The sequence below is a fragment of the Euzebya sp. genome (genome assembly GCF_964222135.1).
Classification (GTDB): domain Bacteria; phylum Actinomycetota; class Nitriliruptoria; order Euzebyales; family Euzebyaceae; genus Euzebya.
Genome location: NZ_CAXQBR010000024.1, coordinates 18,959 through 45,368 on the forward strand (window position 1 = coordinate 18,959; position 26,410 = coordinate 45,368).

General features: G+C 72.3%; 21 protein-coding genes. 14 read left to right on the forward strand and 7 right to left on the reverse strand.

Annotation, left to right across the window (positions count from 1 at the left end; all coding sequences use genetic code 11):
- Window positions 1-41 precede the first annotated feature (41 nt).
- The 7 genes from ACEQ2X_RS06460 to der all read left to right on the forward strand — a co-directional run bounded on the left by ACEQ2X_RS06460 (window position 42) and on the right by der (window position 6,981).
- Window positions 42-899, forward strand: coding sequence for a ScpA family protein (locus ACEQ2X_RS06460; protein ID WP_370324971.1), 858 nt, complete (start codon window positions 42-44; stop codon window positions 897-899).
- Complete coding sequence (gene scpB, locus ACEQ2X_RS06465) at window positions 896-1,666, forward strand: SMC-Scp complex subunit ScpB (RefSeq protein WP_370324972.1); 771 nt, start codon at window positions 896-898, stop codon at window positions 1,664-1,666. Before ACEQ2X_RS06460 ends, scpB begins: the two co-directional genes overlap by 4 nt.
- Window positions 1,656-2,417 carry a pseudouridine synthase gene (locus ACEQ2X_RS06470; protein ID WP_370324973.1) on the forward strand — a complete coding sequence of 254 codons (762 nt, stop codon included), beginning with the start codon at window positions 1,656-1,658 and terminating at the stop codon, window positions 2,415-2,417. The genes scpB and ACEQ2X_RS06470 overlap by 11 nt, the downstream gene beginning before the upstream one ends.
- Window positions 2,414-3,547, forward strand: a complete 1,134-nt coding sequence (locus tag ACEQ2X_RS06475; RefSeq protein WP_370324974.1) for a prephenate dehydrogenase/arogenate dehydrogenase family protein — start codon at window positions 2,414-2,416, stop codon at window positions 3,545-3,547. The genes ACEQ2X_RS06470 and ACEQ2X_RS06475 overlap by 4 nt, the downstream gene beginning before the upstream one ends.
- A gap of 10 nt (window positions 3,548-3,557) precedes the next feature.
- Window positions 3,558-4,862, forward strand: coding sequence for a 3-phosphoshikimate 1-carboxyvinyltransferase (gene aroA / locus ACEQ2X_RS06480; RefSeq protein ID WP_370324975.1), 1,305 nt, complete (start codon window positions 3,558-3,560; stop codon window positions 4,860-4,862).
- A gap of 83 nt (window positions 4,863-4,945) precedes the next feature.
- Complete coding sequence (cmk, locus tag ACEQ2X_RS06485; protein ID WP_370324976.1) at window positions 4,946-5,590, forward strand: (d)CMP kinase; 645 nt, start codon at window positions 4,946-4,948, stop codon at window positions 5,588-5,590.
- Complete coding sequence (der, locus tag ACEQ2X_RS06490) at window positions 5,587-6,981, forward strand: ribosome biogenesis GTPase Der (RefSeq protein ID WP_370324977.1); 1,395 nt, start codon at window positions 5,587-5,589, stop codon at window positions 6,979-6,981. The genes cmk and der overlap by 4 nt, the downstream gene beginning before the upstream one ends.
- A 27-nt stretch (window positions 6,982-7,008) precedes the next feature.
- On the opposite strand, the gene ACEQ2X_RS06495 is transcribed toward der, so the two are convergent.
- Complete coding sequence (locus ACEQ2X_RS06495; RefSeq protein WP_370324978.1) at window positions 7,009-7,788, reverse strand: hypothetical protein; 780 nt, start codon at window positions 7,786-7,788, stop codon at window positions 7,009-7,011.
- Between the two features lie 299 nt (window positions 7,789-8,087).
- Between ACEQ2X_RS06495 and ACEQ2X_RS06500 the strand changes: the two genes are divergently transcribed.
- The 4 genes from ACEQ2X_RS06500 to ACEQ2X_RS06515 are packed head-to-tail and all read left to right on the forward strand — an operon-like array spanning window position 8,088 to window position 11,313.
- Complete coding sequence (locus ACEQ2X_RS06500; protein ID WP_370324979.1) at window positions 8,088-8,534, forward strand: PaaI family thioesterase; 447 nt, start codon at window positions 8,088-8,090, stop codon at window positions 8,532-8,534.
- Between the two features lie 10 nt (window positions 8,535-8,544).
- Window positions 8,545-9,825 (forward strand): DUF445 domain-containing protein, encoded by a 1,281-nt coding sequence (locus ACEQ2X_RS06505; protein WP_370324980.1) that lies wholly within the window; start codon window positions 8,545-8,547, stop codon window positions 9,823-9,825.
- A 55-nt stretch (window positions 9,826-9,880) separates the two neighbouring features.
- A complete protein-coding gene (locus ACEQ2X_RS06510; RefSeq protein ID WP_370324981.1) occupies window positions 9,881-10,363 on the forward strand; it encodes a pyridoxamine 5'-phosphate oxidase family protein in 483 nt (160 codons plus the stop codon).
- A complete protein-coding gene (locus ACEQ2X_RS06515) occupies window positions 10,360-11,313 on the forward strand; it encodes a TIGR03557 family F420-dependent LLM class oxidoreductase (protein ID WP_370324982.1) in 954 nt (317 codons plus the stop codon). Before ACEQ2X_RS06510 ends, ACEQ2X_RS06515 begins: the two co-directional genes overlap by 4 nt.
- A 22-nt stretch (window positions 11,314-11,335) precedes the next feature.
- Here the strand turns inward: ACEQ2X_RS06515 and ACEQ2X_RS06520 are convergent, their stop codons facing one another.
- Complete coding sequence (locus ACEQ2X_RS06520; protein WP_370324983.1) at window positions 11,336-11,557, reverse strand: hypothetical protein; 222 nt, start codon at window positions 11,555-11,557, stop codon at window positions 11,336-11,338.
- A 90-nt stretch (window positions 11,558-11,647) separates the two neighbouring features.
- Between ACEQ2X_RS06520 and ACEQ2X_RS06525 the strand changes: the two genes are divergently transcribed.
- Window positions 11,648-12,160, forward strand: a complete 513-nt coding sequence (locus ACEQ2X_RS06525) for a DinB family protein (RefSeq protein WP_370324984.1) — start codon at window positions 11,648-11,650, stop codon at window positions 12,158-12,160.
- 41 nt (window positions 12,161-12,201) lie between these two features.
- On the opposite strand, the gene ACEQ2X_RS06530 is transcribed toward ACEQ2X_RS06525, so the two are convergent.
- The 5 genes from ACEQ2X_RS06530 to ACEQ2X_RS06550 form a co-directional block, all read right to left on the reverse strand.
- Window positions 12,202-13,614 (reverse strand): GH1 family beta-glucosidase, encoded by a 1,413-nt coding sequence (locus ACEQ2X_RS06530; RefSeq protein ID WP_370324985.1) that lies wholly within the window; start codon window positions 13,612-13,614, stop codon window positions 12,202-12,204.
- Entirely contained in the window at window positions 13,611-14,705 is a 1,095-nt protein-coding gene (locus ACEQ2X_RS06535) for a carbohydrate ABC transporter permease (protein WP_372530545.1), read from the reverse strand. The genes ACEQ2X_RS06530 and ACEQ2X_RS06535 overlap by 4 nt, the downstream gene beginning before the upstream one ends.
- Window positions 14,706-14,716: 11 nt before the next feature.
- Window positions 14,717-15,709 (reverse strand): carbohydrate ABC transporter permease, encoded by a 993-nt coding sequence (locus ACEQ2X_RS06540; RefSeq protein WP_370324987.1) that lies wholly within the window; start codon window positions 15,707-15,709, stop codon window positions 14,717-14,719.
- A gap of 2 nt (window positions 15,710-15,711) precedes the next feature.
- Complete coding sequence (locus ACEQ2X_RS06545; protein WP_370324988.1) at window positions 15,712-17,253, reverse strand: ABC transporter substrate-binding protein; 1,542 nt, start codon at window positions 17,251-17,253, stop codon at window positions 15,712-15,714.
- 133 nt (window positions 17,254-17,386) lie between these two features.
- Window positions 17,387-18,397, reverse strand: a complete 1,011-nt coding sequence (locus ACEQ2X_RS06550; RefSeq protein WP_370324989.1) for a LacI family DNA-binding transcriptional regulator — start codon at window positions 18,395-18,397, stop codon at window positions 17,387-17,389.
- Window positions 18,398-18,577: 180 nt separating this feature from the next.
- On the opposite strand from ACEQ2X_RS06550, the gene ACEQ2X_RS06555 reads away from it, so the two are divergent.
- Together ACEQ2X_RS06555 and ACEQ2X_RS06560 are read left to right on the forward strand one after the other, a co-directional pair.
- On the forward strand, window positions 18,578-18,835 hold the full coding sequence (locus tag ACEQ2X_RS06555; RefSeq protein ID WP_370324991.1) for a GlsB/YeaQ/YmgE family stress response membrane protein: 258 nt from the start codon (window positions 18,578-18,580) through the stop codon (window positions 18,833-18,835).
- 494 nt (window positions 18,836-19,329) lie between these two features.
- Window positions 19,330-26,410: ThuA domain-containing protein (locus tag ACEQ2X_RS06560; protein WP_370324990.1), on the forward strand; the 7,081-nt coding region annotated here is incomplete at its 3' end.

A 26,410-nucleotide genomic window follows, 5' to 3' on the forward strand; every position in this document is an offset into this window, starting at 1 on the left:
CCGGGGCCGGGCGGGGGGCGCCGATAGACTGCCGGGGAGCGATGCCGGCCACCTACCACGTCTCCGTCTCGGCCTTCGAGGGCCCCTTCGACCTGCTGCTGCACCTGATCGCGCGGCGGAAGGTCGACATCTACGAGGTCTCGATCGCGGAGATCACCGACGACTACCTGGCGGTGCTCGGTCAGCTCGAGGAGCTGGACCTCGAGGTGACGACGGAGTTCCTGGTCGTCGCCGCCACCCTGATCGAGCTGAAGGCCGCCCGGCTGCTGCCGACCGACGAGGATCCCGAGCTCGACGAGCTGGCCCTCGAGGCGAGGGACCTCCTGTACGCCCGGCTCCTCGACTACCGGGTGTTCCGCGAGGCCGCGGCGCACCTGCGTGAGCGGCTCGAGGCGCTCGACGGCTACGTCCCCCGCGAGGTTGCGATGGAGCCGCAGTTCGCGCGGTTGCGGCCCGAGGCGTCGCTCGGCATCACCCCGGAGGCGCTGGCCCGGCTGGCTGCGCGTGCCTTCGCCGACCAGCCGAGCGGCGCGATCGACCTGTCCCACATCCAGCCGGTCCGGATGACGGTCCGCGAGGCCGCCGGGATGATCCTCGACGAGCTCTCCCGGTCCGAGGGGCCGCTGACGTTCGAGGAGCTGACCGCCGGCTGCCGCCACGTGGCCGAGGTGGTCGTGCACTTCCTCGCCTGCCTCGAGCTGTACAAGCTCGATCACGTCGACCTCGCGCAGCCGTCGAACTTCGGGGCCCTGTCGGTCACCTGGACGCCGGAGGGCGCCGACCTGACCCCCACGTCGTTCCTGCTCGACGCCTACGAGGGCATGGCTGCGGACGACGCGTCTGGCGACGCGTCGGACGACGCGTCTGGCGACGGCGACGTCGAGGTGGAGCAGCCGTGAGCGATGCCACCGGGTCGACCGAGCTCCGCCTGCAGCCCGAGCTGCGCAAGGCGCTCGAAGCCATCCTGCTGGTGGTCGACGAGCCCGTGGACGTGGAGACCCTCGCCCAGGTCCTCGAGGTCGCCGCCGACGAGGTGGAGGACGGGCTGCTGGCGCTCGCGACCGAGTACGTCGAGCAGGGCCGGGGGTTCGTCCTGCGGCGCGTCGGCGGCGGCTGGCGCATGTACACCGACCCCGGCGCCGCCGCCTACGTGGAGCGCTTCGTCCTCCACGGCCGGTCCGGGCGGCTCAGCCAGGCCGCGCTCGAGACGCTGGCGATCATCGCCTACAAGCAGCCGGTCACCCGGGCGGCGATCTCGGAGATCCGCGGCGTCGACGCCGACGCCGGCGTGCGCAACCTGGTCAGCCGCGGCCTGGTGGAGGAGGTCGGGCGGGAGGAGACCCCCGGCCAGCCGCTGCTGTACGGGACGACCAGCGCGTTCCTCGAGAAGCTCGGGGTCGACGGCCTGGACGAGCTGCCGGCGCTGCCCGACCTCAGCCCCACCGGTCCGCCGCCGCCGGAGCCGCGACCCGGTGGCTACAAGGCGGCCCGCAAGGAGCTCGACATGCTGGCCGAGGACGACGCCGAGCTCGACGCGGAGATCGAGGAGGTGCTCGCCAAGCCGACGCCGAAGCCCGGCGCAAGGCTGAGCGCGCTGCTCGACGACCCGTGGGCGGACGAGACCGCGGACGGTGCCCCCGACGGGGGTGACGACGATGGCACGTGAGCGTCTGCAGAAGGTCCTCGCCGCCGCCGGCCAGGGCAGCCGCAGAGTCTCGGAGGGCCTGATCGCCGAGGGGCGGGTCACCGTCAACGGCACGGTCGCCACGCTGGGGGACCGAGCCGATCCCGCGAGCGACGTGATCGCCGTCGACGGCGAGCGGATCCACACGAACACCGATCTCGTCTACCTCCTGCTCAACAAGCCGATCGGCGTGGTCACCACCGCGAACGACCCCGAGGGCCGCCCGACCGTGATGGACCTGGTCCCGCCCACGCCGCGGGTGTTCCCCATCGGCCGGCTCGACCAGGACACCTCCGGGCTGATCCTGCTGACCAACGACGGCGAGCTGGCGAACCGGGTCGCCCACCCCCGCTACGAGGTCCCGAAGACCTACATGGCCCAGATCCGCGGGCCGGTGCCGAAGCGGGCGCTGCGGGCGCTGACCCAGGGCGTCGAGCTCGAGGACGGGCCGGCCCGGGCGAAGCGGGCCGACCTGAAGGTCGCCGACCAGACCCGCTCGCTGATCGAGCTGGTCCTGACCGAGGGCCGCAAGCGTGAGGTGCGGCGGATGATCGCCGCCGTCGGCCTCGAGCTCGAGGCCCTGGTCCGCACCCGCGTCGGCCCTATCCACCTCGGCGACATCAAGCCGTCCAAGGTCCGCCCGCTGAACGGCAAGGAGATCCGCGAGCTCTCCGCCGCCGTCGGCATGGGCAGCGCCCCCGACGAGCCGACCCCGCCGGATCCCGCGTCATGACCTCCCTCATCCCCGCCGGCCGGGAGGCCGGCCTGCGCGTCGCGATCCTCGGCACGGGGCTGATCGGCGCGTCGCTCGGCATGAGCCTGCGCGAGGTCGCGACCGTCGCCGAGGTGATCGGCTACGACACCGACGCGGTCGGGCTGGACACCGCCCTGCACCGCGGTGCGGTCGACCACGTGGCCGCCGATGCCGCCGACGCGGTCGCCGACGCCGACGTCGTCGTGCTCGCCGCCCCGCCGTCGGCCATCCCGTCGGTGGCCCGGGAGATCGCCCCGCACCTGCGCGACGGCACGGTCCTGACCGACGTCGGCAGCGTGAAGGCCGACGTGGTCGCCGCGATGGAGGCGGCCGTGCCGCCGGGGGTGCGGGTGGTCGGCGGGCACCCGATGGCCGGGTCCCACGAGCACGGCGCGGCGCACGCGGCCAAGGACATGTTCGTGGGCGCCACCTGGCTGCTGACGCCGACGCCGCGGACCGACGCCGACGCCGTCCAGCTGCTCAACGGGCTGCTGACCGCCATCGGCGCGCGGGTCGTCATCGTCGACACCGCAGCCCACGACACGCTGGTCGCCATCGTCAGCCACCTGCCGCAGCTGACCGCGACGACGCTGATGAGCCTCGCGGCCGAGCGCGCCCGCCGCCAGGACGCCCGCCTGCTGCTCCTCGCCGGTGGCGGGTTCCGGGACGCCACCCGCGTGGCCGCCTCGAACCCGCAGATGTGGCTCGACATCTGCCGGGAGAACCGCGAGGCCATCGTCGCGGTCCTCGACGAGTACGCCGCCCGGATCGGCCAGCTGCGCATGATGCTGTTCGAGGGCGACGAGGCCCGCCTGACCCAGCTGCTGACCGACGCGAGGGAGGCCCGCCGGTCGCTGCCGGGCAAGGAGACCGCGACCGGGCAGCTCGTCGAGCTGCGCATCCCCATCCCGGACCGACCCGGCGCGATCGCCGAGATCACCACCACGGTGTCCGAGCTGGGCGTGAACATCGAGGACCTCGGCATCGAGCACGCCCCCGACGGGCGCGGCGGGACCATGCGCCTGGCGGTCAACGGCACCGATGCCGCGACCACGGCTGGCGACGCGCTGGCCCAGCGCGGGTACACCGTCGTGGAGCGGATGCCGTGAGGAGCCGTCGATGAGGATCCCCGACGCGTTCGAGGTCGTGCCCACCGGCCCGCTCCGCGGAGCGGTCGTCGCCCCCGCGTCGAAGAGCGTCACCAACAGGCTGCTGGTGATGGCGGCCTTGGCCGACGGCACGTCGGTGCTGCGCCGTCCCCTGATCAGTGACGACTCCGCCGCGATGCGCGACCTCATCGAGGGGCTGGGCGCCGCCGTCCGGCCGGTCGGCGACCCCGATGGTGACGCCCACCGCTGGCAGATCGCCGGGACCGGCGGGCGGATCAGCCCCGTGCCGCACGCCCTCGACTGCCGCCTGTCGGGCACGACGATCCGGTTCGGCACCGCCATCGGTTCACTGGCTGATGGTCAGGTCACCCTGACCGGCGAGGCGCCGCTCCGGCGCCGTCCGATCGGCCCGCTGACCGAGGCGCTGCGGACGCTCGGCGCCACCGCGGTCGACGCCGACGGGTTCCCGCCGGTGACCGTCGGCGGCGGCCTCGACGGCGGCGAGGTCCTCATCGACGTCACCGGGTCAAGCCAGTACGCCTCGGCCGTGCTCATGGCCGCCCCCTACGCCGCCGCCGACGTGCAGGTCTCCGCCACCGGTGGCCACGCGGCCGCCTACGTCGAGCTGACCGTCGCCGCGATGGACGCCTGGGGTGCCGAGGTGGCGACGGTCGGCCCGTCGGCGTGGCGGGTCACCGCCGGGGTCGGCTACCGGCCGTGCGACCTGACCGTCGAGTACGACGCGTCCGCCGCCGCGCACCTCTTCGCGCTCGCAGTCGCGTCCGGCGGGACGGTCACGGTCGCCAACGTCACCGACACGATCCAGCCCGACGCCGACGTCGTCGACGTGCTCGCCGCGTTCGGGGCGACCCTGGCCGCGGAGGGCGACCACGTGACCGTGACCGGCCCGGACCGCCCGGTGCCCGCCGGCGTCGTGGACCTGTCGCGGATGCCGGACCAGGTGACGACCGTCGCCGCCCTCGCGGCTCTGGCCGAGGGGCCGACGACGATCACCGGCGTGGCCGTCGCGCGCGGCCACGAGACCGACCGGATCGCCGCCCTCGCCACCGAGCTGCGGAAGGTCGGCGCCGACGTCGAGGAGCGGCCCGACGGGCTGGTCGTCGACGGCACCGGCGCGACGGGCCACGCGGTGCTCGACACCTACCACGACCACCGCCTGGCCATGGCGTTCGCGGCGATCGGCACCCGCCTGCCCGGCGTCGTGGTCGACCAGCCCGGCTGCGTCGCCAAGACGTTCCCGGACTTCTGGAAGGCCCTGGTCCGCGTCGGCGGGGAGGTGCGGGCCGGCCGATGAGCGCGCGACCGTCGGCGCGATCGGGGCCTCCCTCGCCTGACGGCGAGGTTCGGCGCGATCCTCGCGCGCAACCGTCGGGTGCGTTGCCCGCGCCGCTCGTCGTGGCCATCGACGGTCCGGCCGGATCGGGCAAGTCGACCGTCGCCCAGGCCGTCGCGCGGGCCCTCGGCCTGCCCCACGTCGACACCGGCGCCTACTACCGGGCGGCCACGCTCGCGGTGCTGCGGGCCGGGGTCGACCCGACCGACACCGAGGCGGTCCCGACGGTGGTCGCGCAGGCCCGCATCGACCGGGTGGCCGGCAGGACCGACCTGGACGGCGAGGACGTCGAGGCGGAGATCCGCGGGCCGGCGGTCACGGCCCACGTCAGCGCCGTCGCGGCCCAGGCGGCCGTCCGCACCCACCTGCTGGCCGCCCAGCGCGAGGGCGTGGCCCGCGACGGCGGGGTGATCGAGGGGCGGGACGCCGCCACCGCCGTCGCGCCGTGGGCCCAGGTGAAGGTGTGGCTCGACGCCGAGGTCGAGGAGCGGGCCCGTCGCCGCGCCGCCCAGGCCGGCGAGCCGGACCGGGTGGCCCACCACGTCGCCGACCTCGTCCGCCGCGATGCCGCCGACGCCGCGCAGATGGCGCGGTCCCCCGACGCGGTCGTCGTCGACACGACCCACATGTCGCTCGAGGACGTCGTGGCTAGCGTGGTGGCCCAGGTCCGAGAGAGGCGAGGACGATGAGTCGTCGGCAAGTGCGGTCGACCGGCGGTGCGCGCGTCGCCGTGGTCGGACGCCCCAACGTGGGCAAGTCCACCCTGGTGAACCGGATCGCCGGGCGCCGCGACGCGATCGTCCAGGAGCTGCCCGGCGTCACCCGCGACCGCTCCACCCACCCGGCGGAGTGGCTCGGGCAGGCGTTCACCCTGATCGACACCGGCGGGTGGACGCCCGGCTGGGCACCAGACCGCACGGTCATGGACGAGCTGGTCAGCGCCCAGGCGGAGGCCGCCACCCGCGAGGCCGACGTGGTCCTCTTCGTCGTCGACGCCTCCGTCGGCGTGACGTCCGAGGACGAGGCCGTCGCCAAGTGGCTGCGCACCGCGGGGATCCCCGTCGTCCTGGTCGCCAACAAGGCGGATGCGGTGAACGACGTCGAGCGGGCCAGCCAGATCGCCGAGCTGTACGCCCTCGGGGTCGGCGACCCGTCGCTGGTGTCGGCGCTGCACGGCAGCGGCTCCGGTGACCTGCTCGACGACGTCATGGGCCGCCTCCGCCGGCTCGGGGCCCTCGACCGGCCCGACGAGGAGGACGACGGCATCCCCGACGTGGCGCTGATCGGCCGGCCGAACGTCGGGAAGTCCAGCCTGTTCAACAAGTTGGTCGGCAGCGACCGGGTGATCGTCGATGACGTGCCGGGCACGACGCGGGACCCGGTCGACACCCTGCTCGAGGTCGAGCGGGACGACGGGACGACCCGGACCTACCGGCTGATCGACACGGCCGGCCTGCGCAAGAAGAAGGCCAAGCTGGACACGACGGAGTTCTACTCGACGGTCCGGACCCGCAAGAGCCTCGACCGCACCGACGTCGCGCTGCTGCTGATCGACTCCGCCGAGCCGATCGGGGAGCAGGAGCAGAAGCTCGCCCGCGAGATCGTCGACGCCGGCCGGGCGGTCGTGCTCGTGCACAACAAGTGGGACCTGACCGACGACGACCGCCGCGAGCAGATCGACCGGGAGCGCGACCGACTGCTGCAGTTCATGGCGTTCGCGCCGATGCGGCGCATCTCCGCCCTCACCGGTCGCGGGGTCGTGAAGCTGTTCGACGACATCGACGCGGTCCACGAGGCCTGGAGCACCCGGGTGCCGACCGGCCAGCTCAACCAGTGGCTCGCCGACGCGGTCGCGGCCAGCCCGCCGCCCCTCGGACGCGACCACCGGCCGGTCAAGATCCGCTACGTGACGCAGGTGTCGAGCCAGCCGCCGCGGTTCAAGCTGTTCACCAACCAGCGGCTCGAGGCGGGCTACCTCCGCTACCTCGAACGCCGCCTCCGCGAGCGCTTCGGCTTCGTCGGCACGCCCCTCCGCCTGGACGTCTCCATCCGCGCGGGTTGGGAGGAGCGGGACCGCTGATCGGCGCCCCTCCGGCCGACCTCCGGGTCAGGCACCCTCGGTGGGGAGGGCGTCCGCGCCGCCGCACCCGGGGGTGCCGGTCCACAGCAGCGTGGGGACCTCGCCCTCGACCTCGGCGTTGGCGGCCACGAAGCTGACGCCGCCCTGGGTCTCGACGAACGCCGTCGGGCCGAGGGTCAGGACGAACGGCTTGTCCGACGGGAACCCGAGGGTGAAGTACTCCTGGAAGCCCGCGGTGAGGTCGAACGTCACCTCACCCTCGTCGTCCACGAGCGTGCCCGCCATCTCGTCGCCGGCTCGCAGCTCCGGATCCATCGCCTGGTTGTCGACCACGTCGACGGGTTGGTCGACGGTGGAGGGGAACACGCCCAGCTGGACCGGTGAGGCGAGGTCGTCGACGGTCATGCTGAGCGTCACCGCCTGCATGCACGCCGGGTCGCCCTGGGGGATGTCGAAGGCGACCACGATCGCGTCAGCGGGGTCGTCAGAGATCTCGAGCGACTCCCCGTCGATGTCGGCGATCGAGTCGTTGACGGTGAAGTCGGCGATCGGGGTCGAGGAGCCGTCGGTGACCGGCCCGGTCCCGGCCTGCAACGTCGACTGGGGGATGTCGGCGACGGGGATGTCGAGGGGGTCCTCGCTCTCCGACGCGCCCTCGTCGGGTGCCAGGATCGATCCGCTCGCGTCGAACTCGATCATCCCGGACGCGGCCTCGCCGAGCCGCGGCAGCGCGTAGTTCACGACGGCCAGCAGGCCGAGGATCGCGATCGGCCAGCGGAGGAACGTCCAGACCTTGGCGGGAGTCATCGCCGCCAGAGCCTAGCGGCCCCGGGGTGCGGTCACGGTCACCTGGCGTCGGCACCATGGACAGGCGAGGGACCCGCGCGACGGGGAGCGCGTGAAGTCGACCCGCGCCCGCAGGACCTGGGCGCACGCCGGGCAGGGCGCGAACATCGGGACGTCGGTGAGCGGCGGCCGGTTGCGTGACACCCCGGCAGGCTACGACGACCCTGTGACGCGGCGCGTAGGATGCGCCCACCCCGCCGCCGGCGCGGGGCCGATCCCGCGAGACCGACCCCGAGACCGCCCCGGAGGCCGACGCGTTGATGACCCACCCGCCGCTCGCGCTCGACCGCGACGGCGTCTGCGACTACCTGGCGGAGGTCTGGCCCGAGGCGGCGGGCAGCTTCGCCGACGGTCTCGTCGAGCTGGAGCCGGGGTTCGCGCGGTTCGTCCGCCGCACCGGGCCGGCGGACGTCCGACCGGGCGGGACGGTGTCGGGGCCGACGCTGATGCACGCCGTCGATGAGGGCGGGTACGCCCTGGTCCTCGGCCACCTCGGCCCCGCGGCGCTGGCCGTCACCAGCCACCTGTCCATGGACTTCCTGCGACGCCCGACCACCGGCGACCTCGTCGTCGACGTCGAGCTGCTGAAGCTCGGCCGCACCCAGGTGCCCATGGCCGCCCGGGTCTTCGTCGACGACCCCGGCACCCCGCCGGTGGCGGTCGCGACGATCGTCTACTCGCGTGCCCTCGTCGCGGGGGAGGGGTAGGAGCCCAGCGATGTCCACCACCGCCGCCCCCGTCCCGACCGCCGCGCCCGAGAGCGAGCAGGCGCGTCGAGACGACCTGCGCCGCATGAAGGCCCGCGCGACCGGCCTCCTCGTCATCGTGGCGCTCGTCTGGATCGCGCTGCTGGTCTGGACCGGCGACCAGACCTGGGCCGGGTACGCCATCGCCGCCGCCGAGGCGGGCATGGTCGGCGGGCTGGCCGACTGGTTCGCCGTCACCGCGGTGTTCCGCCACCCCCTCGGGCTGCCGATCCCCCACACCGCAGTGGTCGCCTCCCGCAAGGACGCGTTCGGCGTGACGCTCGGGCAGTTCGTCCAGGAGAACTTCCTGTCCCCCGACGTGGTCGGCCAACGCCTCGGCGAGGCCGACCTGGCCCGCCGCGCCGGCCGGTGGCTGACCACGCCGGCGAACGCCCGGCTGGCGGCCGGCCACCTCGCCGAGCTGGTGGCCCGCCTGGCGGCCGAGGCCCGCGACGAGGACGCGATCAGCCTGATCGAGTCCGAGCTCCGCCGCCGGGTCGAGGAGGTCGACGCCGCGCCGGCGGCCGGCCGGCTCCTGCGGATCCTCACCGTCGAGGGCCACCACGAGCAGCTGCTCGACGAGCTGCTCGAGATCCTCGACCGCTTCCTCCTCGACGCCGAGCCCAACCTCCGCCGCCGCTTCACCGCCGAGGCCCCCTGGTGGCTGCCCGAACCCGTCGACGAGGCCATCTTCCAGCGCCTCTTCCAGGGGGTCCGCAACATCCTGGCGGACGCGAGCGGCACCGCGACGGAGTCCCACGGGCTGCGACCCACGATCCACGCCGCCATCGAGGACTTCGTCACCCGGCTCGAGTACGACCCGGTCCTTGCCGAGCGGGCTGAGGACCTCAAGCGCGAGCTGCTCGAGAGCGAGCGGGTGCGCGCCTGGATCTCCTCGATCTGGGACGAGCTCAAGCAGCGCATCCAGGCCCAGGCCGCCCAGCCGGAGTCGGTCCTCCGAACCCGCCTGGAGGGGACCGTCATCGGCCTCGGACGTCGCCTGCTGACCGATCCCGCCACCGCCGACCGGGTCGACGACCTGATCGTGCGGGGTGCCCGTGCGGGCGTCGAGACCTACCGCGAGGAGCTCGCCGGCCTGGTGTCGGGGACGATCGAGCGCTGGGACACCGCGGAGACCAGCGACCGCCTGGAGCTGCTGCTGGGACGGGACCTCCAGTTCATCCGCATCAACGGCACCGTCGTCGGTGCCCTGGCGGGTCTCGTCATCCACGCGATCGCCGTCCTGACCTGACCGGGTTCGCGGGACGCGGGTTCACCGGGGGAACGCGTCGGGAAGGACACCCCCCATGAGCGATCGCGACCAGTTCCTCGAGGTGCTCGACGAGTTCGACACCTGCATCATGACCACCTTCACCCGCGACGGGACGCCGCACGGCCGCCCGATGCACGTCGCCGAGCGCGACGGCGACACCCTCCGGTTCGTGACCGCGGTGGACGCGGCGAAGGTCAAGGAGGTCGCCGCCGGGGACCCGGTCGTCCTGACGTTCCAGTCCTCCACCCGGTGGGTGGCCGCGACGGGTTCGGCCAGGGTGCACCAGGACCGGGGCGCGGTCGCCGACCTGTGGTCCGAGCCCATGCGCGCCTGGTTCCCCGACGGACCCGACGACCCGCAGCTGTGCGTCATGGACGTCGACCTGGAGAGCGGCGAGTGGTGGGACGTCAGCGGCACCGACCTCGCCTCCTTCGCGTTCGGGGTCGCGAAGAGCGTCGTGACCCGCCAGCCCATCGACACCGACCGCGAGGGCGATCACGGCGAGGTGCGCCTGTGACCCGCTTCGGCCTCAAGCTGATGTGCGAGCTCTACGACGCCCGCACGCTGCTCCGCCACGCCCGGGCCGCCGAGGAGGCCGGCCTCGAGTTCGTGGCCATCTCCGACCACATCCACCCCTGGCTGCCCGAGCACGACCACTCGCCGTTCGCCTGGTCCGTCCTGGGCGGCGTGGCCGCCGCCACCGACCTCGAGATGGCCACCGGTCTGACGTGCCCGATCGGGCGCTACCACCCCGTCATCATCGCCCAGGCCGCCGCGACCGTCGCCAGCATGTCCGACAAGCCGTTCACGCTCGCGGTCGGCGCGGGGGAGCGGCTCAACGAGCACGTCACCGGCAAGCCGTTCCCGTCCGTCGACGTCCGCCACGAGATGCTCCACGAGGCGTGCGACATCATGACCCTGCTGTGGCAGGGCGGGTTCCACACCTACCGGGGCGACCACTTCACCGCCGACGACGTGCGCGTCTACGACCTCCCCGACGAGCCGATCCGACTGGTCGTCGGCGTGTCCGGCGAGTCCTCCCTCGACCTCGCCAAGGCCGTCGGCGCCCATGGGATCATGGCCACCGATCCCGAGGAGGACCTGACCAGCGGGTGGGCGGACCGCGGCGGCGACGCCGGGTACACGTGGTCGGAGATCCCGATGGCGTGGGCCCCCAGCGACGACGAGGGGTTGGCGCTCGCCCACGAGCGGCTCCGCTTCGCGCTGCCAGGGTGGAAGGTCATGTCGGAGCTGCCGAACCCCGTGAACTTCGACGCGGCGACGGCCATGACCTCGCCGGAGGACATGGCCGACGCCGTCCCCTACGGCCCGGATCCGGAGCGCTACGCCGAGACGATCCGGACCTTCGTCGACGCCGGGTTCGAGCACCTCTCCCTCATCCCCGTCAACGACGACGTCGAGCGGACCATCGCGTTCTTCACCGACGAGGTCCGGCCGCTCCTCTGACGCTCCACCCCCTGGGTGCCCCTCAGCGCAGCGGGGTGCCCGGAGACGGCTGGGGATCGGGCCCAGGGTCCGGGTCACCCGGCCCGGGGATCGGCTCGGGGCGTCCCGGGTCGGGCACCGGGGTCGGCTCGCCCGGGTCCGGGACGGGCGTCGGCTCGGGCTCCGGGAGCGGATCCGGGACCTCGGGGTCCGGGAGCTGGGGGTCCGGGACCACCTGGTCGGTCACTGCCTGGGTGCTGTCCATGTCGGCCTCCTCTGCCGGGGTGGATGACCTTCCCCGCTCCGTGCGCCGGAACCGTGTGCCGTCGGCCGGTGGCGGGGAAGGCTGGCGGGCATGGACGTCGCCGCACTGCTGACCGACGCGATCGACCGGATCCGTTCCTCCCTCCGCGACGCGGTGGAGGGGTTGGAGGCCGAGGCGCTCGCGTTCCGCCCCGACGACGAGGCCAACCCGATCGGCTGGCTGGCCTGGCACACCGCGCGCATCCAGGACGACCACGTCGCCGCGCTCGCCAGCCACGAGCAGCTGTACGTCACCCACGGCTGGGCCGAGCGCCTGGGCATGCCGGCCGACGAGTCCGACATCGGGTACGGGCACGACCGCGACGACGTGGCCGCCCATGTCCCTCAGGACGCGACCACGCTGTTGGCCTACCTCGACGCGGTGTGCGACCGGACCAAGGCGTTCCTCGACACCCTCACCCCCGACGACCTCGACCGCGTGGTCGACGAGTCCTGGGACCCGCCGGTCACGGCGGGCGTGCGCCTGGTCAGCGTGGTCAACGACAACCTGCAGCACACCGGGCAGGCCGCGTACGTCCGCGGCCTGTGGGAGCGGCGCGGCTGAGGGCGCTGCTCAGCCTGCGACGTCCTCAGCCTGCGACGTCCTCAGCCCGCATGGCGCGCACGGTGGGCGGCGATCACGTCGGCGTACCAGCGTGCGCTGTCCTTCGGGGTCCGCTCGAGCGTGTCGAAGTCCACGCGGATCAGCCCGAAGCGCTTGTCGAAGCCCAGCGCCCACTCGAAGTTGTCGAGCAGCGACCACACGTGGTACCCGCGGACGTCGATCCCGTCAGCCACCGCCTCGGCGATGACCTCGAGGTGCCGGCGCAGGTAGTCGATGCGACGCGGGTCGTGGACCACGCCGTCAGCCGCCACCTCGTCGGCGAACGCGGCCCCGTTCTCGCTGACCACGAGCGGGAGGTCCGGGTACGCCTGCCCGACCCGGCGCAGCACGCGGGCCAGCCCCTCCGGCTCGACCCCCCAACCCATCTCGGTCAGCTCGGCGGGCGGGGTGACCTCCACCGCCCCGTCCGCGCCCGGGTAGGCGCCGGGTGCCGGAGCCCCCTCGACGTGGCGGACGTGGGTGATGTTGTAGTAGTTCACCGCCAGGTGGTCGATCGGCTGGTGCACCCGCGCGAGCTCGTCGACGTCGACCCGGTCGGCGACGCCGTAGCGGTCGTGCAGCGCGAGGACTGCGTCGGGGTACCGACCCTCGAGCACGCCGTCGAGCCACATCTGGCTGTGGATCAGGTCCACGGCCTCGGCGACGGCGTCGTCTGCTCCGTCGGGGTCCTGGCCCTGGGCGGGGATCAGGTTCAACGCGATCGTCACGGTGTCCTCGGGCCGGGCGACGGTCTCCCGGAGCACCGCGACCGCGCGGTGGTGGGCCAGCAGCATGTGGTGGGCGGCGAGGAACGCCGTGCCGGGATCGGCGATCCCCGGGGCGTGGTGCCCGGACCCGTGGCCGAGGAACGCCGCGCAGTACGGCTCGTTGATCGTCAGCCAGTCCGAGGCGAGGTCGCCGAGCGCGCGCTTGGCCGTGCCCGCGTAGTGGGCGAACCACTCGACGGATTCAGGGGACGCCCAGCCGCCGCGGTCCTGCAGCACCTGGGGCAGGTCCCAGTGGAACAGTGCCACCAGCGGGCGGATGCCCGCGTCGGCCAGCAGCTCGCAGAGGCGTCGGTAGAACTCGACCCCGTCCGGGTTGACCTCGCCGTCCCCGGACGGGATCAGCCGCGGCCAGGCGAGGGAGAACCGGTAGGTGTCCACCCCCAGGTCGGCCATCAGCGCCACGTCCTCGGCGACCCGGTGGTAGTGGTCGCAGGCGACCGCGGCGGTCTGGCCCCCGGCCACCTTGCCGGGGGTCGCGCTGAACGTGTCCCAGATCGACGGGGCACGGCCGCCCTCGTCGACGGCCCCCTCGATCTGGTGGGCGGACGCCGCCACCCCCCAGGAGAACCCGGCGGGCAGGTCGATCTCGATGGGGGAGGGGGAGGGGGCGGGGGCGGTGTCGGTCACTTGTTCACTCCGGAGAGGTCGATGCCCTTCAGGAAGACCCGTTGGGCGAAGAAGAAGATGATGATCGGGATGCCCATGGCCAGCAGCGCGCCGGCCTGGATCAGGTGGGGGGAGGTGTCGAACAGGCTGTTGAAGATCTGCAGGCCGACGGCGATCGGCTGCAGGTCACGGCGGGTGGACAGGTACACGAGCGGCTCGAAGAAGTCGTTCCACGCGTAGAAGAAGTGGAAGATCGCCACGGCCACCAGGGCCGGGCGGGCCTGGGGGAGGATGACCGACCAGAGGGTCCGGAGCGGTCCGGCGCCGTCGATGGCGGCGGCCTCGTCGAGGTCCTTCGGGAGGGTCAGGAAGTACTGGCGGAGCAGGAACACGTTGTAGGCGTTGCCGAAGAAGTGCGGGACGATCAGCGGCAGCCAGGTGCCGACCCAGCCGATCCGGTGGAACAGCGCGTAGGTCGGTACCAGGGTCACGAACTTCGGCAGGATGATCGTGGCGATCAGCACCACGAAGATCGTCCGCTTGAACGGCAGCTCGAAGCGGCTGAGGCCGTAGGCGACCAGCGTCGACGCGACAAGCGTGCCGAGCATGCCGATCACGGCGATCGCGACGGTGTTGCGGAGCAGCACGAGGAAGTCCATCTGCTCCCAGGCCGCGGCGTAGTTGGAGGTCTGCGGCGCCCAGTCGTAGTCGGGGACGAGCTGGCGCCAGTTCCCCTCCCACTCGACGGGGCCGGCGGCAGGATCGGCGGGGTCGATGAACTCGCTGACCTGGCGGCCGGGCCGGACCAGGGCGAGCTCGCGGAGCTCCTCGCCGCCGTCCGCGGTGGGCACCGGGACCTGGAACACCTCGTGCTCCTCCCCCTCCCAGGCGAAGGTGCCCGGCGCCGCCGGGTACAGCGGCGCGCGGAAGTCCTGGATCATCGCCTCGCTCTTGAGCGACGTCGCCCCCATGTACGCCAGCGGGGCCAGGTACACCACCAGCACGCCGGTGGCGACCATCGTGACCATCCCGCCGGCGAGCAGGCGCTTCATGCCCGCGTCGGCATCCCGCAGGCGGCGTCGCGGTTCGCGGAAGAGGCGGCGTCCCCTCATCGCTGCCGCGCTCATGAGCGCTCCCCGAACTCGTAGTGCACCCAGTAGCGGGCCGACCAGAACAGCAGGCCGGTCACGACCACGCCGGCCAGGAACAGCATCCACGCGAGCGTGGCGGCGTACCCCATGTCCTGGAGCCGGAAGAGCGTCCGGAAGAAGTACATCGAGTAGAAGAACGTGGCGCCGCCCGGGTCGCCCGACCCGTTCTTCAGCACGAACGGCACCAGGAAGTACTGGAAGAGCCCGATCAGCGCGACGACCACGTTGTAGAAGAGGACCGGCGAGATCATCGGCAGGGTCACGTGGCGGAACGCCTGCCACGACGAGGCGCCGTCGACGTCCGCGGCGTCGTACAGGTCGGTCGGGACCGAGTTGATCCCGGCGATGAAGATGATCATCGCGTTGCCGACCCCCCACAGGGCGATGAGGGTCAGCGTCGGGTAGATCCACACCTCGGAGTTGAGCCAGTTCGGCCCGGGCACGCCGATGGCGCCCAGCGCGCGGTTCGCCCACCCCGTCTGGGAGTTCAGGACCCCGTTGAACACCAGCACGGCGGCGACGAAGGGGATGACGCTCGGCAGGTAGAAGAGCGTGCGGAAGATCGACCGGCCCCACAGCTGCTTCGCCGTGAGCAGGTACGCGAAGCCGAGGGGGACCGCGATCGTGAGGGGGAGGGACAGGACGCCGAACTTGACGGTGACGAGCGCCGAGTCGATCACCTCGGGGTCGCCGAGGAGCCGCTCCCAGTTGCGCAGGCCGACGAACTCCGCCGGCTCGGGGGACGTCAGGCTGAAGTCGGTGAAGGAGAACCACAGGCTGGCCAGCATCGGGATCGCGTACCAGAGCGCGAACCCGAGGATCCACGGCGCGACGAACGCGAGGCCGATCCGCCCCTCGCGTCGTCGCAGCCGCGAGGCACGACCTCCTGGTGGTGCCGGCTTGGGCGGTGGGGCGGACAGCCCGGGGCGGCCCGCCCCGCCGCGGACCGGTGCCGCGGTCGACACGCCTACTCTGCGCTCGCGGCGAAGATGTCGGTCAGCTCCGCCTCGAGGTCGGCGACGGCGGCCGCCATGTCGAGGTCGGGGTCGCTCAGCTGGGCGCTCTCGAGGTCGGCCAGTGCCAGCTTGTACTCGTCCCAGCCGGGGACGGCCTGCTCGGCGCTCGGGACGTCGGCGTACGCGGCGGAGTCCATCGCGACCTCCCAGGTGACGCCTTGGGGGAACACCTCGTCGAGGTCGGCGAAGAACGCCTCCGTCAGCGACGGGTCGGCCGGCGCGGCGCCGTAGGCGTTGAGCAGCTCGAGGGCGGCGTCGTCCAGCAGGTGGCTGAGGACCTCGAAGGCCTCCTCGGGGTGCTCGGTGGACTCGAGGATCCGGAAGGTGTCCGCGTGCATGTTGGCCGTCACCACCCCGTCGTGGGAGGGCATGACCGCGATGTCGAAGAAGTCGTAGCCGTTGCCGTCGTCGTCGCGGATGCAGCACGTGTACCAGAGGTGGGAGTTCGCCATCGCCACGTTGCCGGACGCGAACGGGTTGCCGGCGAGCAGGTCGGAGTCGAACTGCTCCTGGCTGGGCGCGAACCCGGACTCCCACACCGCGTCGTGGTACCAGGCCCACTCCTCCTCCCAGGCGGCCGGGATGTCGGCGGTGCCGTCGTCGGCGACGGGCGAGCCGGCGCCGAAGTGGGTGCCCTGGGCGAACATCAGCGTCGTCCACTGGTTGATGTAGCCCCACTGCACGGTCTGGGAGCGGTCGAAGTCGGGGCTGGTCGCGTCGGTGCCGTTCGCGTCGACGGTCAGGATCTCGGCGATCTCGGCGACCTTCGCGTAGTCCCAGGGACCCTCGTACTCGGTCCCCTCGCCGTAGGTGGCGGTGCCGTCGTCGCCGTAGCTCTGCGGCGGGTACGGGAGGCCGGCCTCGTCGAACAGCTCGGTGTTGAAGTAGATGAAGGAGGGGAACGAGGCGAACGGCAGCCCGGGGAGGGTCCCGTCGTCCTCGCGGAAGTTCTCGACCGTCTCCTCCGGCCAGCGGGAGGTGTCGTAGCCCGTCTGCTCGATCAGCGGTTCGAGGTCGAGGTACAGCCCGGCGTAGGAGTTCGCGCCGTCCCGGCCGACGGGTCCGACGATGTCCGGCGGGTTCCCGCCGGCGATCTGGGTGGAGAGGGTGTCGTAGGCGACGTCGTTCTCCACCACCTCGAGGACGATCTGGATGTCGTCGTGGGAGGAGTTGAACGCGTCGACCACCGCCTCCTGGGCCGCGATCTGCTCGGGCTGGCCGCCGGCGCCGAGCCCGACGAACCAGCGGATCTCGACCGCGTCGCCGCTGCCCGCGTCGGCGCTGTCGTCGGCGGTGTCGGCTGCGGTGTCGGTCTCGTCGGCGTCGGCCTCGCCGGTGTCGTCGGTGGTGTCGGCCGCGGCTTCGGTGGGGTCGTCGCCGCCGGCGCCGGCATCCTCCTCGACGGGGTCGCTGCCGCCGCAGGCGGCCAGGCCGAGGGCCAGCACCAGTGCCAGCAGCACGGTGGTGCGGGCGCGCGTGAATACCATGGTCATGCCATCTCCTCTTGCTTCCAGGCGGTGGGGTTGGCGGTGGGGCTGTCGGACTGGACCTCTGGCAGCCCCACGTGTGCGTTGTGGGTCGGTGACCTCCGCAGGTCACCTCGGGGGCGACGTGGCCCCCGCGTCATCACGCGCCGTGCGTCCCTCCTGTCGTCGACTGGCGGATGATGAGCTCGGTGGGCAGCAGGATGCGCCGGGGCCCGCCGTCGGGGTCCTCGAGCAGGTCCAGGAGGACCCGCGCCGCCTCCGCGCCCTGGGCGGCGACGCTCTGGCGGATCGTGGTGAGGGGCGGGGTCAGCCCGGCGGCGAAGTCGAGGTCGTCGAAGCCGGCCAGCGCGACGTCGTCGGGGACCGCGACGCCGGCCTCGACCAGCGCCGCGAGCGCCCCGCTGGCCGTCGCGTCGTTGGCGCAGAAGATCGCGTCCACCCCGGCCTCGAGCAGGGGCGGCACCCCGGCCCGGCCAGCGGCGGGGTTGAAGTCGCCGCGGACGACGAGGGCATCCGTGGGCAGGCCCGCGGCGGCCATGGCCTGGGTGTACCCGGTCAGGCGGTCCTCTCCCGCCACGCTGCCGGCCAGTCCGCTGATGTGCCCGATCCGGCGGCGGCCGAGGTCGATCAGGTGCCGGGTCACCATCGCGGCGGCGGCGACGTTGTCCACGTCGACGTAGCTGGCGGTCCGGTCCTCGCGGCGGTGGCCGATCAGGACGGTGGGGATGCGCGAGGCGAGGAGGCCGTCGACCAGGGCGTCGTCCTGCCAGTGGGCGGTGACGATCACGCCGTCGACGAGGCCGATCCGCTCGATGTCCTGCAGCGTCTCCTGCTTGGACCGGTTGCCCAGCCACAGCATCATCCCGGTGGCCCGCTCGGCGAGGGCGTCGCTCATGCCCTGCAGGAGGCCGCTGAAGTAGGGATCGCCGAAGAGGAGCGCGGGCTCGAGGTGCATCACGACGCCGACGACGCCGGACCGGCCCGAGGCGAGCGTCCGCGCCGCCCGGTTGGGGGAGTAGCCGGTCTCGGCCAGCACGGCCAGGACCTTCTGGCGGGTCGCCTCGGCGACGGGTCCGCCGTTCAGGACCCGCGAGATCGTCGCGCGCGACACCCCGCTCAGGGACGCCAGATCGTCCAGCGTCAGGCTCATGGGCGGCTCCTCCCGGTGAGAGCGCTCTCACGCTAGGCCGGCGGGGAGGCGCCGGTCAAGGGCCTGTTTCGCGCACGCTCGTCGGCAGATGTGGGAGCGCTTCCACGTGACCGGGGTGGGTGTGCCGTCAGATGGTGGTGTGTCCGGGCCGGGCCGTCAGGGGAGGGTCAGGTCATGGCAATCATCGGGTTCATCATCGCCGGACTGGTCATCGGCGCCCTCGCGCGCCTCTTCAAGCCCGGACGTCAGAAGATCGGCTTGCTGGGCACGCTGCTGCTCGGCGTCGTCGGGTCCGTGATCGGCGGCGTCATCGCCAGCCTGCTCGGCACGGGCGACATCATGGAGCTCAACATCCTCGGGTTCGTCGTCGCCGTGATCGCCGCGGTGGTCCTGCTCGGCATCGCCGAGGGCACGGCCGGTCGCAACCGCAGCGCGTAGCCCCGCTCTCCCTCCACCTGGCCCCTCCCGGCGCCGCCCGGGAGGGGCGTCGTGCGTCCGGGGCCGGGGCGCCGAGGTCGGGCGCCGAGGTTCGGCGCGATCGGGGCCTGCGTCGCCTGATGGCGAAGTTCGGCGCGATCCTGGCCTGAACGCTCCCTTGCCAACCACCGTCCTCCGTGGTTGTGTTTGTCCAGGCACAGCACATACATGATCACCATTCGAGGGTGGTCCTGACCGCCGCGTTCGATCGGGGGGCGCGGCGGCACGGTGCTGCGCGCAGTCGTGCCATCACGTTGAACCTGCGTCTGTGGGCGGGGCCATGTGTCGAGGTGTCTGGTTGACCGTCGACGATGAGCCCCGGGTGACGTCCTCGGGCGGCGACGCAGGCAACTCCTTGACCGACCTCCAAGCGTCTGCCTAGTTTGTAGTTCGCATCAACAAACAGCACACGCTGTCGCGGAGTTGGTGCCGAGCCGACCACGGAGGTCCCTGCCATGTCCTCGTCCTCGTCACGCGCGCTGCTCATGCGTGCGCTGCTCATCGCGCTGGTGGCCTCCGTGCTGCTCGCGGTGCCACCCCTGCCGGCCGCTGATGCCCAGGAGGGGGCCGGCACGACGGTCCTGGTCTTCTCGAAGACGGCCGCGTTCCGGCACGACTCGATCCCCGCAGCTGTCGACGCCCTCGAGCAGCTGGGTGAGGACAACGGCTGGACGGTCGACGCTACCGAAGACGCCAGCGCCTTCACCGACGAGAACCTGGCGGGCTACGACGTGGTGGTCTTCCTGAGCACGACGGGGGATGTGCTCGATGCCGCCCAGCAGGCCGCCTTCGAGCGCTACATCCAGGGTGGCGGCGGGTACGCGGGCATCCACGCCGCATCCGACACCGAGTACGAGTGGGCGTGGTACGGCGATCTGGTCGGTGCCTACTTCGAGAACCACCCGCCGGGGACGCCCGCGGCGACCGTGGAGGTCGCGGACCACGTCCACCCCTCGACCGCGCACCTGCCGGCCCGCTGGCAGCGAGTAGACGAGTGGTACTACTTCCAGGACAACCCCCGCGGCGACGTCCACGTGCTGGCGAGCATGGACACGACGAGCTACAGCGGCAGCGGCATGGGTCCGGACCACCCGATCGCGTGGTGCCACGACTTCGATGGCGGGCGCAGCTGGTACACCGGCGGCGGTCACACCGCCGCGAGCTTCACCAACGCGGACTTCCTCGAGCACATCGAGGGCGGGATCCTCACCGCCGCCGGCGCGCAGATCGCCGACTGCGGCGCCACCGTGGAGGACGAGTTCGAGCGCACCGTCGTCGACGACGAGACCTCCAACCCGATGAAGCTCGACATCGCCGACGACGGGACCGTGCTGTACATCGAGCGCGACGGCCGGGTCCGGGTGTGGGACCCCGAGGTCCAGATCCCGCAGACCGCCGGTCAGCTCGAGGTCTCCCAGACCCACGAGGACGGGCTGCTCGGCATCGTCGCCGACCCCCAGTTCAGCGAGAACGGTTGGATCTACCTGTACTACTCCGACCCCGCGACGGTGGGATGCCCGGAGAGCGACCCCGCGGCGACCACGTGCGGCGAGAACGTGCTGTCGCGCTTCCACCTCGACGTCAGCGGTCCGACCCTGGACCTGGGCAGCGAGGTGGAGTTGCTCCGCGTCACGACCCAGCGCAACAACTGCTGTCACGCCGGCGGGGCGCTGACCTTCGACGACGCCGGCAACCTCTACCTGGCCACTGGCGACAACACCGACCCGTTCGAGAGCAACGGCTACACCCCCATCGATGAGCGCGACGGCCGGTCGTCCTTCGACGCCCAGCGCACCTCGGGCAACACCAACGACCTGCGCGGCAAGGTGCTGCGCATCACGCCCCAGGACACCGGTCCACCAGAGATCCCCGCGGGCAACCTGTTCGAGGACGACGACCCGCTCACCCGCCCCGAGATCTGGGCCATGGGCTTCCGCAACCCGTTCTCGATCAACTGGGACTCCACCCACGACCGACTGATGGTCGGCGAGTACGGGCCGGACGCGAACAGCGCCAACCCCAACCGTGGCCCGGAGGGTCGGGTCGAGTGGCTCGCGGTCAGCGGCCCCAGCAACCAGGGGTGGCCGTACTGCGTGAGCGGGAACGTCGCCTTCACGGACTACGACTTCGCGACCAGCACCTCGGGTGACCAGTTCGACTGCAGCGCACCCGTCAACGACTCGCCCAACAACACCGGCCTGGAGAACCTTCCGCCAGCGCAGCCGGCCACGCTGTGGTGGGGCTACAACGCCAACAACAACAACGTGCCCGTCATCGGTCGGGGCGGTGCGCCCATGGCCGGCGGGGTCTACGAGTACACGCCCAACGCCGGCCCCGACGCCTTCCCCGAGTACTACGACGGCGTCGCGTTCCTCATGGAGTGGAACAACAACGACATCTACGAGGTGCACTCCGACGGCACCGGGGCCGTCACGCACGTGGCGCCCTGGCTCGACGACCAGACCTTCCGCCGCCCCCACGACATGCGCTTCGGCCCAGATGGGGCGATGTACCTGATCGAGTGGGGCTCCGGCTTCGGGGGCAACAACGCCGACTCGGGCGTGTACCGCATCGGCTACACGGGCGGCGCGTTCCGCCCGGTTGCCAGGATCAGCGCGACCCCCGACAACGGCCCGGCACCGCTCGAGGTGCAGTTCTCCTCCGAGGGGACCGAGGCGATCGCACCCGAGGCCGAGATCGACACCCTGGAGTGGGACTTCGACGGTGACGGCACCATCGACTCGACCGACCCGAACCCCACGCACACCTACGACGAGGCCGGCCAGTACACCGCCAGCCTGACCGTCACCGACACCCTGGGAGCCGTGGGCATCGCGAGCACGACGATCACGGCGGGCAACACCCGCCCGGTCGTCACCGTCACCGCCCCCGCGGCCGGTGGGTTCGTCCACTTCGGTGACGAGTTCGAGTGGTCGGTGACCGTCACCGACGCCGAGGACGGCAGCACCGCCGACACGATCGACTGCGACGACGTGCAGGTCCGCCTGCTGCTGGGACACGACGAGCACGCCCACGCGCTGCAGAACACGACCGGCTGCGACGGCACCTTCACGACCAGCGGTGACGGTGGCCACGGCGTCACCGAGAACCTCTTCTTCGTGGTCGAGGCCACCTACCTGGATCAGGCGCAGGGCGACGCGCCGTCCCTGTCGGACAACGACATCGTCCAGCTCCAGCCCAAGACCCGGCAGGCGGAGCACTTCGACGACGCCGACGGGTTCGTCATCACCTCCGACGAGATGGCCGAGGGACTGGCCGTCGTGGTCGGCTCTGCCGGTGACGCCTTCAGCTACGACCCGGTGAACCTGGCGGGCGTCGACAGCCTCGCCGTGCGCTACCGCTCGACCGGCGACGCGGTGCTCGAGCTGCGCAAGGGTGCCGTCGACGGCCCCCCGGCCGCGACGGTGCAGCTGACCGACAGCGGCGGCGAGTTCGCGACCAGCGCGCCCGCCACCGTGACCGACCCCGTCGGCACGGACGCCTACCACCTGGTGCTGGCGTCCGGCACCGACGTGAGCATCGACAACCTGCGGTTCGAGGGCCGGGGCAGCGCGACCAACGCCGCGCCCGTGGTGACGGCCGAGGCCACCCCGACCAGTGGGATCGCGCCGCTCACGGTCGAGTTCGACGGATCCGCGGTCGATCCCGACCCCGAGGACACGGTCGCGGGCTACGAGTGGGACTTCGGTGACGGCACGACCGCGGAGGGGACCGAGGCGTCGCACACCTACGTCACCCCGGGGGAGTACACGGCCCGGCTGTCCGCCACCGACTCCCGTGGTGCCACCGGCTACGACGAGGTCCCGATCACCGTCGAGGTCGACCCCTCACCCCCCGTCTGCCTGGCTCCCGGGTCCGACGAGTTCGAGGGCACGGAGCTGGACACCGGCACCTGGAGCATCGTCCGGGACAACCCTGGGCTGTACCGGGTCGAGGGGGGCCAACTGATCCTCACGACGAGCCAGGGCGACCTGTACCAGAACACCAACAACGCCCAGAACGTGATCTTGCAGCCCGCCCCGGGCGACGTCTTCGAGATCACCACGCAGGTGACCGTCAACCCGACGGCGACCTATCAGCAGGGTGGGATCATCGTCTACGGCGACGACGACAACTACACCAAGCTGGATGTCGTCTACAACGGCAACCGCATCGTCGAGTTCCTCCGCGAGGTCGGTGGCACGCCGACCGCCGGCAACGGTCCGACGTTGGGGGCCGAGGTCTCGACCACCCTGCTGCTGCGGATCACCAGCGACGGCACCGAGATGGTCGGCTCCTACTCCACCGACAGCGGTGAGACGTGGGTGACGGTGGGCAACCCGTCGCCGATCCCGGCCAACCCCCAGATCGGCCCGTTCGCCCTGACGGGGAACAACACCGCCCCGCAGATCGATGCCGCCTTCGACTGGATCCGCGTCACGGGCCCGGCGACCGAGGCCCCCTCGGTCAGCGACGAGTTCGACGGCGACAGCCTCGACAGGTGCCGCTGGTCGGCGATCGTCCGCGAGGATCCCGAGGGCTACGAGGTCACCGACGGGCACCTGGTCCTCACCAGCCCCGACGGCGACATCTACCAGACCCCAAACGGTGAGCCGGGGAACTTCATCCTCCAGCCCATGCCGGACGGCGACTGGGAGATCGAGACCCACGTCACCGCCGAGCTCGTCGGCCGCTACCAGCAGGCGGGCCTGTTGGCCTACGTCGACGACGACCAGTACGTGAAGCTCGACCTCGTCGCCGGCGGCCAAGCGACGTCCGGCCCGGCGCGGGTGGAGCTCCGCAGCGAGCTGGGTGCCGTCGTCCAGGACCCGCAGCCCCAGGCCAACACCACCAGCAGCGAGGTCACCCTGCGACTTCGCCGCGAGGGCGGCTCGTTCTACGGCAGCTACTCCTTCGACGGCGGCGAGACCTGGACGACGTTCGCCCAGGCCGTGACCAACACCGCGGTGATGGAGTCCCCTGATGCGGCCTTCGGCGTCTTCACGCTGGGCGCAGGCCAGGGCAACGACCCGCGGATCGACTCCTTCGACGCGGAGTTCGACTACTTCCGGCTGCTCGGTGAGGGCGGCGGGGACACCACCCCGCCCACGGTCGAGATCGAGCTCCGCGGTGACCTCGCAGGTGCGGTGACCCCGCTCCCGCAGGGCCCGCAGGGCATCGGCGGCACGGCGACCCTGTCCCGGACGGACGACGGCACCACCGCGAGCATCCAGGTCACCGGCCTGACGCCCGGCGCCACCTATCCCTCCCACCTCCACGCCGGCACCTGCACCACCGCGACCGGCCACTACATGGACGACCCATCCGGGGACCCGACACCGCCCAACGAGATCTGGTTGTCCTCGAACCAGGACCCGATGGCCGGCCTGGCGGCGAACTCCAACGGCACCGCCAACGGCAACGGGTCGGCGACCTGGATCGCCCGCACCGAGCCGCTGTCCATCATGGTCCACGACCACCAAGCGCCGGGTGCCCCGATCGCCTGTGTCGACCTCGCGCCCGACGGCCCGCAGACGGTGGTCATCACCGCCGACGACGGCGACGGGTCGGGTGTGGACTCGATCGAGTCCCAGCTCGACGACGGGGACTGGGTCGCCTACGACCAGCCGTTCACCGTCTCCGAGCCCGGCGACCACACCGTCGGCGCCCGCGCGACCGACGTGGCGGGCAACACCGCCGAGCCGGTGGAGGCGACCTTCTCGATCGCCGAGGAGCCCGCGGTCGACGAGACCCCACCGGTCGTGACCGCCAGCCTGGACCCCGCGCCGGATGCGAACGGCGAGGTCGTCGACGGGCCGGTCACCGTGACCCTCTCCGCCAACGACCCCGGCACCGCCGAGGTCGAGGTCGGGGACAACTCCTTCACCCCGTCGGAGACGGCGATCACCGCCGGCGACGCGGTCCTGTGGACCTGGACCGGGTCCGAGACCCACAACGTCATCAGCGACACGGGTCTGTTCAACAGCCCGAGCCAGACGGAGGGCACCTACACCCGGACGTTCGACGAGCCGGGCGAGTACGCCTACTTCTGCGGCCTGCACTCGCTGCCCGGCGGCCAGGCGCAGAACGGCGTGGTCACCGTCGCGGCCCCCGCGGGCAACGACGACGGCATCACCATCGAGTACCGGGTCGACGATCCGGACGGCGACTGGGTCGCCTACGACCAGCCCTTCGACGTCGCAGGCGAGGGCGAGCACACCGTCGAGTTCCGCGGCACCGATGCCGCGGGCAACACCTCCGACATCGAATCGGTGACGTTCACGATCACGACCGACGACACCAGCCCCGGCCCTGGTCCCAACCCCGGCCCTGGCCCCAACCCCGGTCCGGACCCGGACCCCGACCCCGACCCGGACCCCGAGGACCCCAGCCTCACACCGTCCGGCGGCGAGGTGGAGCTGACCGACTTCGGCACCGAGGGTGACCCCCTCGGGCTGGGCGAGCTGCTCGGGTCCTGGACCGTCGGCGGAGACGGGACGGTCACGTTCCCGACCGAGCTGGACGGCCGGATCTGCCTGATCGCCGTCGCCCCCGACGGCACGACGCTCACCGTGCGGTGCTTCGCCGAGGGCACGAGCTTCGCCCAGGACGGCGGTCGCGAGCTGACCATCCCCGTCACCGACGGCGCGACGCTCTACGCCTACCGGGTCGCGAACGGTGCGGTCCGCATCGCCGGCTCCGACCGGGTCAGCACCGCGGTGCAGACCTCGCGGTCCGGGTGGGACTCGAGCAGCGACGTGGTGCTCGCCACCGCCGACGGCTTCGCCGACGCCCTGTCGGCCGCGCCGCTGGCCGGCCAGCTCGACGCCCCGCTGCTCCTGACCCCGTCCGGCGCACTCGACGCCCGCGTGCTCGACGAGATCCGTCGACTCGGCGCCGACCGCGTCGTCGTCATGGGCGGCAGCGCGGCGGTGTCCGACGAGGTCGTCGCCGAGCTGACCGCGGCGGGCCTCACCGTCGAGCGGATCGGCGGTGGCGACCGGACCGAGACCGCGGCCCTGGTGGCGGACGCGATCGGTGGCGCACCTGACGGCACCGCCGTCATCGCCTCCGGCGGATCGTTCGCCGACGCCCTCGCGATCGCCCCGATCGCGGCGGCGCAAGGGCTGCCCATCTACCTGACGGGCGGCGATGGCCTGAGCGGCGCCACCACCGAGGCCCTGGCGGCCCACGGGGTGGACCGCGTGATCATCGTCGGCGGCACCGCTGCCGTGGACGAGGGCGTGGAGGAGGACCTGGCCGAGGCCGGTGTCGAGGTCGCCGAACGACTCGGCGGCGCGACGCGGTACGCCACCGCCGTCACGATCCTCGAGTGGGCCGCAGCGAACGGTGCGAACCTGACCGAGCTGCTGGTCGCGACGGGCACGGACTTCCCCGACGCCCTGACCGCCGGCGCCTACGGGGCGCGCACCGATCGGCTGGTCCTGCTGGTCGACGGACGTGCCCTGCTCGACGGCCAGCCCGGCGAGGGCTTCCTGGCCGGCACGGGTGACGACACCGAGCTGGTGGTCCTGC